This window comes from Nocardia sp. NPDC004722 (assembly GCF_053601505.1).
On record NZ_JBSGBY010000213.1, the window covers coordinates 3,102 to 12,379 of the forward strand.

Annotated in this window: 8 protein-coding genes; 4 read left to right on the forward strand and 4 right to left on the reverse strand. The window is 67.0% G+C overall.

Annotation, left to right across the window (positions count from 1 at the left end):
- Nucleotides 1–184: 184 nt before the first annotated feature.
- Nucleotides 185–2,350 (reverse strand): excinuclease ABC subunit UvrB, encoded by a 2,166-nt coding sequence (gene uvrB / locus ACWELQ_RS21400; RefSeq protein ID WP_452398807.1) that lies wholly within the window; start codon nucleotides 2,348–2,350, stop codon nucleotides 185–187.
- A gap of 504 nt (nucleotides 2,351–2,854) precedes the next feature.
- On the opposite strand from uvrB, the gene ACWELQ_RS21405 reads away from it, so the two are divergent.
- Nucleotides 2,855–3,280, forward strand: coding sequence for a DUF402 domain-containing protein (locus tag ACWELQ_RS21405; protein ID WP_452398808.1), 426 nt, complete (start codon nucleotides 2,855–2,857; stop codon nucleotides 3,278–3,280).
- Between the two features lie 55 nt (nucleotides 3,281–3,335).
- Here the strand turns inward: ACWELQ_RS21405 and ACWELQ_RS21410 are convergent, their stop codons facing one another.
- On the reverse strand, nucleotides 3,336–3,761 hold the full coding sequence (locus ACWELQ_RS21410) for a hypothetical protein (RefSeq protein WP_452398809.1): 426 nt from the start codon (nucleotides 3,759–3,761) through the stop codon (nucleotides 3,336–3,338).
- 212 nt (nucleotides 3,762–3,973) lie between these two features.
- Between ACWELQ_RS21410 and ACWELQ_RS21415 the strand changes: the two genes are divergently transcribed.
- Complete coding sequence (locus tag ACWELQ_RS21415; protein ID WP_452398810.1) at nucleotides 3,974–4,498, forward strand: DUF402 domain-containing protein; 525 nt, start codon at nucleotides 3,974–3,976, stop codon at nucleotides 4,496–4,498.
- 7 nt (nucleotides 4,499–4,505) lie between these two features.
- Here ACWELQ_RS21415 and coaE read toward each other — a convergent pair whose 3' ends face one another.
- On the reverse strand, nucleotides 4,506–5,696 hold the full coding sequence (gene coaE / locus ACWELQ_RS21420) for a dephospho-CoA kinase (protein WP_452398811.1): 1,191 nt from the start codon (nucleotides 5,694–5,696) through the stop codon (nucleotides 4,506–4,508).
- Between the two features lie 290 nt (nucleotides 5,697–5,986).
- On the opposite strand from coaE, the gene ACWELQ_RS21425 reads away from it, so the two are divergent.
- Entirely contained in the window at nucleotides 5,987–6,205 is a 219-nt protein-coding gene (locus ACWELQ_RS21425) for a hypothetical protein (RefSeq protein WP_452398812.1), read from the forward strand.
- Nucleotides 6,206–6,291: 86 nt separating this feature from the next.
- On the opposite strand, the gene ACWELQ_RS21430 is transcribed toward ACWELQ_RS21425, so the two are convergent.
- Complete coding sequence (locus tag ACWELQ_RS21430) at nucleotides 6,292–7,821, reverse strand: phospholipase C (RefSeq protein ID WP_452398813.1); 1,530 nt, start codon at nucleotides 7,819–7,821, stop codon at nucleotides 6,292–6,294.
- A 232-nt stretch (nucleotides 7,822–8,053) separates the two neighbouring features.
- Here ACWELQ_RS21430 and ACWELQ_RS21435 point away from each other — a divergent pair.
- The coding region (locus ACWELQ_RS21435; RefSeq protein WP_452398814.1) for an MMPL family transporter at nucleotides 8,054–9,278 on the forward strand (1,225 nt) is incomplete at its 3' end.

The following is a 9,278-nucleotide window of genomic DNA, read 5'->3' on the forward strand; positions in this document are numbered from 1 at the left end:
GTCTTTTTGTTTGTCTTTTCTTTGTGGGTTGTGTGTGTGGATCCCGGCCAAAAGCACGCCGGGATGACGAGGGTTGACCGCGCCGGATCGGCGGGGGTTGACCGCGCCGGATCGGCGAGATTTCGCCGTGCCGGATTGGCGGGGGTTGGCCGCGGTCGAAGGGCATTGCGGCGCAGGCTTTCTCTCACGACAATCCGGCGGCGTCCATGCCGCGTAGTTCCTTCTTCAGGTCGGCGATTTCGTCGCGGAGGCGGCCTGCGAGTTCGAATTGGAGTTCGCGGGCGGCGTTCATCATCTGGGCGGTCATGTCCTTGATGAGGTCGGCGAGTTCGGCGCGGGGCATGTTCTTGACGTCGCGGCCCTCGTAGACGCCGGCGCTGACCGCGCGGCCGGGTTCGCCCTGGGCGCGGCGGCCGCGGCTGACATTGCGGCCGGAGCCGCCGACCTCGACCTCGGTCTCCTCGGCCTCGCGGTAGACCTGGTCGAGGATGTCGGCGATCTTCTTGCGCAACGGTTTCGGGTCGATGCCGCGCTCTTCGTTGTAGGCGACCTGTTTGGCGCGGCGGCGCTCGGTCTCGTCGATGGCGTGGCGCATGGAGTCGGTGATCTTGTCCGCGTACATGTGGACCTCACCGGAGACATTGCGCGCCGCGCGGCCGATGGTCTGGATGAGGCTGGTGGACGACCGCAGGAAGCCCTCCTTGTCCGCGTCCAGAATCGCGACCAGCGACACCTCGGGCAGGTCGAGGCCCTCACGCAGCAGGTTGATGCCGACCAGCACGTCGTACTCGCCCAGACGCAACTGCCGCAGCAGTTCCACTCGGCGCAGCGTATCGATCTCCGAGTGCAGATAGCGCACGCGCACACCCAGACCCAGCAGATAGTCGGTGAGATCCTCGGCCATCTTCTTGGTCAGCGTGGTCACCAGCACGCGTTCGTCGCGCTCGGCCCGTACCCGGATCTCGTGCACCAGATCGTCGATCTGCCCCTTGGTCGGCTTCACCACCACATGCGGATCAACCAGACCGGTCGGCCGGATGACCTGCTCGACGAATTCGCCTCCGGTCTGGCCGAGTTCATAGGGACCGGGTGTGGCCGACAGATACACCGCCTGCCCGATCCGGTCGGCGAACTCCTCCCAGGTGAGCGGCCGGTTATCGACCGCCGACGGCAGCCGGAACCCGAATTCCACCAGATTCCGCTTGCGCGACATATCGCCCTCGTACATGCCGCCGATCTGCGGCACCGTGTTGTGCGACTCGTCGATGATGAGCAGGAAATCCTCGGGGAAATAATCCAGCAGCGTGGCCGGGGCGGAACCCGCCGGACGCCCGTCGATATGCCGCGAATAATTCTCGATACCCGAGCAGAACCCGACCTGTTTGATCATCTCCAGGTCGTACTGGGTGCGCATCCGAAGCCGTTGCGCCTCCAGCAATTTCCCCTGCTTCTCCAAATCCGCCAGCCGCGCCTCGAGTTCCACCTCGATATCGCGGACCGCGCGCTCCATGCGTTCCGGACCGGCCACATAGTGGGTGGCCGGGAAAATGCGGACCATATCCACCTGCCGCACCACGTCACCGGTCAGCGGGTGCAGATAGTAGAGCGCCTCGACCTCGTCGCCGAAGAATTCGATGCGCACCGCCAATTCCTCGTAGGAGGGAATGATTTCGACGGTGTCACCGCGCACCCGGAAGGAGCCACGGGTGAAAGACATATCGTTGCGGGTGTATTGCACGTCGACCAGCAACCGCAGCAGCCGATCCCGGTCGATCTCCTGACCGACCTGCAACTCCACCGACCGGTCGAGATACGACTGCGGCGTGCCCAGGCCGTAGATGCACGACACCGACGCGACCACCACCACATCGCGGCGCGAGAGCAGACTCGAGGTGGCCGAATGCCGCAGCCGCTCGACATCGTCGTTGACCGAGCTGTCCTTCTCGATATACGTATCGGTCTGCGCGATATACGCCTCGGGCTGGTAGTAGTCGTAATACGAGACGAAGTACTCGACCGCGTTGTTGGGCAGCATCTCGCGCAGCTCGTTGGCCAGCTGCGCGGCGAGCAGCTTGTTCGGAGCCATGACCAGGGTGGGACGCTGCAACCGCTCGATCAACCACGCCGTGGTGGCCGACTTACCGGTGCCGGTGGCGCCCAGCAGTACGACATCCTTCTCCCCCGCCCGGATCCGCCGCTCCAACTCCTCGATGGCGGCAGGCTGGTCACCGGCGGGTTTGTGCTCGCTGACCACCTGGAACCGACCGTCGATGCGTTCGATCTCGCCGATGGGCCGGTGCTCGGAGTGGGCCATCGGCACGTCGTCCGGGATCTCGGTTGCGAATGCCATGCCCCAAGCCTAGGACCCCCCACCGACAAGTGGCGGTCGGCGGACCCACGCGATCCGCGGCGCGGGACCGGGCGGCGGTCGCCCTGGCGCGGGCGGCTTCGCCCGGGAGTGGCTCGGGTCGGTCACCGTCACCGTCGCACCGCCACGCCCGTACCAATTCTCTAGTCGCGCACTCAATTCGGTAAAGGAGTTCTAATGTCCGAATTGACCCCTGCCCCAGTGGATTTCACGTCCGCGCGACTACGTGATGTCGCGTAGATCTCAGTCCGTTCACAGGGGTTTGAATCACAGTCCCCGGGTGTACTCTGGGCTCGCTGGTCGCACGATTCGAGAAGAGGCAGGGCGATGACCGGTCTGTTTACGCCACAGCGGAATTCCACCAATGGTGCGCGCCCGCAGGGAGCGATCGGTAACACTCCTCCGGTGTCCCCGCATCGCCCAAGGCTCGAATACTTCAATCTCGCGGATCTCTCGTGGACCGATTATCGCGGGTTTCTACACCCCGTGGAGCGAATCCACGCAGAACCGTTCGGTCTGTATGTCGAACGGACCGTGGATAATCCGCGCTACCACTACATCGAGACCTGGATGCTGCCCGAGCTGTCGCTGCGCGCCACGGTCTACCACCTGCGCCCCGGGCACTCCCGCGGCCAGACCTACTACCTCGATATCGGTGAGTACGGTCAGTGCGCGGCCAAGAAATGGAGCGCCCGGAGCCACTACCTGCACGTGGTGGCCCGCCCCGGTCAGGTGCCCGAACTGGTGGGCATCGACAATCTGCTGACCGCCCACGCCGCAGGCTATTTCGACACCGCCCAGACCCACCGCGCCATCGAGCGCGCCGCCGCGGTGGTCGACGGGATCGCGGGCTGCAACCACGATGTGGACGCGTGGCTCGGCCGCCAGGGCATCACGCTCACCTGGCTCTGAAACGAGAACACCCGGTCCGCAATGGGTTCGGACCGGGTGTCGACGGGTCTGTCCGCTAGCCGGACAGGCTCGGAAGCAGTCCGTTCAGTCCGCAGCCGAAGCTGCCGAAGCTGCTGGCGGGCGACACGTCGACTGCCAGTGACTTCGTGATCAGATCCTGGGTCGCGGTCAGCGTGTGCGATCCGGCCGTGCTCGGAGTCCAGCTGAGGGTGACGTTATTGCTCAGCAGCGACGGGGTTACCGGGCTGCCGGCGATCTCGGTGCCGTTGTCCTTGAAGGTCACCGAGGTCAGGCGATCGAGGGTGACGGTCGCGGTGAGCGTGTACGAGCAGCCGACATTGTGGGTCGAGCCGCCGGACACCGTCAGATCGCTCGGCCAGGCGCCCGCCTGCGGAGCGACCAGGACGACGACTCCGGCCGCCGCACCGAAGGCCGCGGCCCCCAGACCGGCCCGGCGGGCCCGGGTAGTGCGTTCGTTCATGCAGTTACTTCCCTTTGTGTGGCAGGCCCGCCCAGGTGCGGCGGGTCGCGTGTGCGCGAAATCCGCGCAGGCCGCACATTAACGAAACGAAGGCGCTTCAGATTCACTTTTCGGAAAATTCGGCCACCCCGGCACCGGATTCCAGCAATCTGTCGGCGACGCAACATCCGCTCCCCTGGACGACCGCCCCCGGAGGCGCGATGCTGGTTGGCATGACTCGGGCACCCGCGGTGAACCTGCACCGACCCAAGGTGGAGTACTTCAATATCGACGAGCTCACCAATATCGATCCCAAGGGTTTCGTGCGGCAGGTCGAGCGCTATCAGGTCGAGCCGTGGGGTCTCTACATGGCCCGCACCTCCGACCATCCCGAGTTCCACTACATCGAGTCCTGGCTGCTGCCCACGGTGTCGTTGCGCGCCACCGTCTTCCATTTCACCCCCGCGCACCTGCGCGACCAGGACTACTACATCGATATCGGTGAGTTCGCGCAGGTCGGCCCGAAGCAGTGGAAGTCCGTCGACCACTACCTGGACCTGGTGGTGCGCCAGGGCCGCGAGGTCGAGCTACTCGATGTCGACGAGCTACTCGCCGCCCACGCCGCCGGCTACCTGACCCTCGCCGAGGCGCAGCAGGCCATCGAGTCCGCGACCTCGACGATCGACGGAATCGCCGCGCACGGGCACAGTTTCGAGGCCTGGCTGGCCAAGCAGGGGATCGAACTGACCTGGATGTAGCTTCGGGCTAGCCGGGCTGTTCGGTCTCGGCGAGCACCCGCGGGTAGATCTGTTCGAACCATGGCGTCTTCACAGCCAGATACGCCTCGATGGCGGCGGCGTCGGCCAGCCCCTCCGCTGCGGCCTCCGCCTTCCGCTTGACCTCGAGGTATTCCGCGCGCGCCGCGGCATCCGCGCGCAGCCACTGCACGAACGCCAGCGCGAACCGCTGTCCCGGCCAACCGTCCACGCGCACATGCACATTGACCGGCCGGCCCGGATCGGCATTCGCGTGGATCCGCTTCTCCCACAGCGCCGGATCGGTCCCGGGCTTCGAATCGTCGGTGGTGATGTGGTCGAGCCGGGGAAACCCGATGGCCTGCAGCGAATCCCGCAGCGAGTCCGCGACGCCGAGATCGGCGACCGTGATCTGGATGTCGAGGACATCCTTGGCGGCCAGCCCCTCGACCGCCGTCGAGCCGATATGGTCGATGCGCCGGGCCCTGTCACCGCACGCCACGGCGAGTCGCGCGATGACGCGCTGCGCCTGTGCCGCCCAGGTCGGGTCCGCTTCGACCAGCCGCACCGCTCCACGCGGGGCTCGGGTCGCGGTGCGCAGGTTGTGCTCGAACGGGACGAGGCGCTGCTCCCACAGTTCGCGGACCAGCGGCTCCAATTCGCCCGGCGCACCACTGTTGTCGAGCAGCACATCCCCCGCCGCGCGGCGCTGATCGTCGGTGGCCTGGGCCTGGATGCGAGCCAGCGCGTCCTCGGGCGAGATGCCACGGAAGGTCTCGAGCCGGTGCACCCGAGTCTCGACATCGGCCATGACGATCAGCACGAGGTTCATGAACGGCCCCAGCCCGTTCTCGACCAGCAGCGGAATGTCCTGCACCACAATGCCGTCCGCGGGCGCGGCGGCAATGAGCTCGGCGGTGCGCTTGCCGACGAGCGGGTGGGTGATGCCGTTGAGGGTGGCGCGGGCCTCATCGGTGGCGAACGCCTTGGCGGCCAGGGCCGGGCGGTCGAGGCTGCCGTCGGCGGCGAGGATGTCGTCACCGAAGGCGGCGACGAGAGCGGCGAGACCCTCGGTGCCGGGTGCGACCACCTCGCGGGCGATGACGTCACTGTCGACCAGCACGGCACCGAGTTCGGTCAGAATGCGGGCCACGGTGGACTTGCCCGCGCCCATGCCTCCGGTGAGACCGATTCGCAACATTGGTCCAGTCTCGCATTGCGGCCGGTCGGCGCGCCGATCAGGGTTACCCGCGTCGGCTCCCCGGATTACCCATTCGGGCCTGCGGTTTCACCTGCAAGCACAGTCCTTGGCCGTTCCGTGACGCCGACGAGATCATTTCGCAACTTTTTCGGTCAATCCCGACCGTTTGTCGGCAACATTCCGACACGCCGGGGTGTACGTCGCGCAAAATTCGGCGATCCACACTTTTGTTCGGCTATGGTTCGCCGCAGGCGATAGTGGGCCGGTAACACGCAAGAGAAGGATTATCAGTGGGCACCAACAACATCCAGACGGGTCGCCACCGTCTGGGCCTGGCGGGCACCGTGCATTGCATCGAGATCCCCGCCGTCGCAGCCGCACTCGCCGGAATCCGGCGCTCCTGGCTGACCGCGCTGCTCAGCACGGGTCGGCACAGCGTCGCGGCCACGCGAAAACGCGCACCCGAACCCACTCGCGTGCGGAATTGGGTTCCGGCCACCGCCGGCTGACCCGCCCCACACCCCGCCGATCCCGCCCCGAAACCAGCAGTGGCCCGGCCCTTTCGGACCGAGCCACTGGTTTTGTGCGCGTGTAACTAGACGAGACCGCTCGGACGACGTCGCGTACCCGGATCCTGGGTGGGCATCGAGTTCGGCGGAACCGGGTACGGCGTACCGGCATTCGCGGTACCCAGCGCGACATTCGGCCCGCACTGCGCCAAGGCCGCGTCCACCTTCCGATTCGCCGGGGCGAACACGGGTTTCGCGGCATCGGGGCTCGCACCGAAGTCGAACGCCGAGGTCATATCGCCGGTCGCGCCGCGCCGCCACGCGGTCAGGTTGGGCACGTCCACCCCGAAACGACGCTCGATCAGGCGCAGCTGCGAGGTGTGGTCGAAGGTCTCCGACGCCACCAGGCCGCCACGGCTGTAGGGCGAGATGACAAAGCAGGGAACGCGATAGCCCAGGCCGATCGGCCCGGCGATGCCCTCCGACTTGGCGGTGTTCGCCAGCGGCACGGTCAGGTATTCACCCGGCGTGCCCGGCGGCGGGGTGGGCGGGGTGACGTGATCGAAGAAGCCGCCGTTCTCGTCGTAGCTGACGATGAGCGCGGTCTTCTCCCACACGGCCGGGTTGGAGGTGAGGATGTCGAGCACCTGCATGATGCCGACCGCACCCAAAGCCGGTGGCAGCGCCGGATGTTCGCAGTTGAGCAGCGGCGGGATCACCCAGGACACGGCGGGCAGCTGGTTGGCGGCCACATCGGCGGCGAAGTCCTGCGGGTAGGCCGGGGCCTTACCGCGCCGTGCCAGTTCGGAATTGGGGTCGGCGGCCTGTTTGAAGCAGCCGAGCATGCCATCGAGGATCACCGAGGACAGCGGGCCGACATCGCGGTTGTTGTAGATCTTCCAGCTGACCCCGGCGTCGGAGAGGTTCTCCGGCATGGTCCGCCAGCTGTAGGCGTTCTGCGGGATCAGGGTCGGCGTCTCGAGCAGCGGGCCGCCATTGAGCCCGTCCGGATCGATGGTCGCCGACATCCAGTACAGCCGGTTGGGGTCGGTCGGGCCGAGCACCGAGCAGTGGTAGCTGTCGCACAGGGTGAAGGCGTTGGCCAGATCCCAGTGCACCGGAATGTCTTCCTGGGTGTAGTAACCCATGGCCGCGGGACCGTTGGCCGCACCGACCGACGCGATCGACATCGGCATCCAGCCGTCGTTGCGCCCGTTGTTCCAGGCTTTGTGCATGCCCGCCCAGGTGTGGTCCGGGTCGTTGATGCATTCGCCGTCGAGGGTCGCCCCGCGGGTGGTGTCGAGGCGGAAAGGGTTGAGGAATCCGTCTGCGGTGGGCCCGATTCCGGGCGCGTAGCCGTATTGGTTGAAGGCCGGGGAGGAATCGCCGAAGCCGCGCACGCCGGACATGGTGCCGAAGTAGTGGTCGAAGCTGCGGTTCTCCTGCATGAGCAGCACGATGTGCTCGATGTCGCCGAGCCCGCCCATACCGGCCGGGTCGGCGGCGTAGGCCCGCTCGATGATCGGGTTGGCCAGCGAGGCGAGGGCCGCCGCACCGCCCGTGGCCATGGCTTTCGCCAGAAAATCGCGCCTGTTGATGCCGGCGAACACGCCCATGCTCCGGTGGTGCCTTCCCGCTAGGAGTGAATGATTCGAACACGCCGAAGCTATCCGGTCGCGCGTCCAGTTCGCATCCAACCCTCGAATGATGACGGCCTAGCGAACCACTCGTAACCGTACGGGGTCCAGCCATGGATTCCTGACAGTGACTTGCACCTCATTGCCGGATCGGCCTAAGCTTTCGCGCATACCTGATAGTGACTGTCAGGTATCGACCGTGGGAGTCAGCATGAGCAGTCAGGCCCTCGCAGATCCACCCCGCTCGCCCGAATCCACGCCGCGGCTCGGCCCGCTCGCACGCTGGGGCGGGTTCCTGGCCCGGCACCGATGGACGGTCATCGGCATCTGGCTGGTGCTGATCGCGGTGTGCGGCGCGGCCTACCCGGCCCTGCACGCCCGACTGGGCGCACCCGACTACGCGGTCCCGGGATCCACCTCCGCCGCGGCCGAAAACCGCATAGCGCAACACTTCTCGGTACTCGGCGCGGAGCAGGACCTGATCGTGCTGCATGCCGACGGCTTGACCGTCGACGATCCGCGCTTCCGGGCGGCGATCGAGCGTGTGCTCGGTGCGGCCCGTGCCGTCCCCGGCGTACCCGGTGCCGTCGGCCCCTTCGAAGGCGATGCGAGACAACAGATCTCGGCCGACCGGCACACCGCACTCGCCCTGGTGGGCATCAATGGCGACATGTCCGAACGCGTCGACGTCACCGCCCGGTTGCAGACGGCCCTGACCGCCGCCTCCGACAACGAGGTGCGCGCCGACCTCACCGGATACTCGCCGGTCGAGGGCGAGCTGATCCGGATGGAGACCGCGGACATCAGCCGCGGCGAGGCCATCGGCCTGCCCATCGCCGCGATCGTGCTGGTGCTCGCGCTCGGCGCGGTGGTCGCGGCCACCATTCCCATCTCGGTCACCGCGGCCGGGATCGCGCTGGCGGTGGGCGTGCTGTTCGGGCTGGCCAGCTTCCTGACCTTCGACTCCTTCGTGCTGTCGGTGGCGACCATGATCGGCACCGGTACCGCGATCGACTACGCCATGTTCCTGGTGAGCCGCTTCAACGAGGAACTGACCAAGCGTGGCGTGCGGGATCGCAAGGCCCGCACGGACATCCACGCCGCTGTCGGGGCGGCCCTGGACACCACCGGCCGCACCGTGCTGGCCTCGGGCATCATCGTCATGATCTCGCTGTGCTCGCTACTGGTGGTCGGCCTGCCCATGCTCGACGGGGTGGCGTTGGGCGTGGTGGTGGCCGTACTCGGCACTCTGACAGCGGCTTTCACCCTGCTGCCCGCGCTGCTGGCCGTGCTCGGCCCGGCGGTCAACCGGGGTGCGCTGCCCGCGCGGCTGCGCCCGGCCGAGACCCGCTCGACGGCGGCCTCGACCGCGTGGGCGCGCTGGGCGCATCTGGTGATGAGCCGCCCGATCGTCTTCGGCGCGCTCGGGGTCGCGC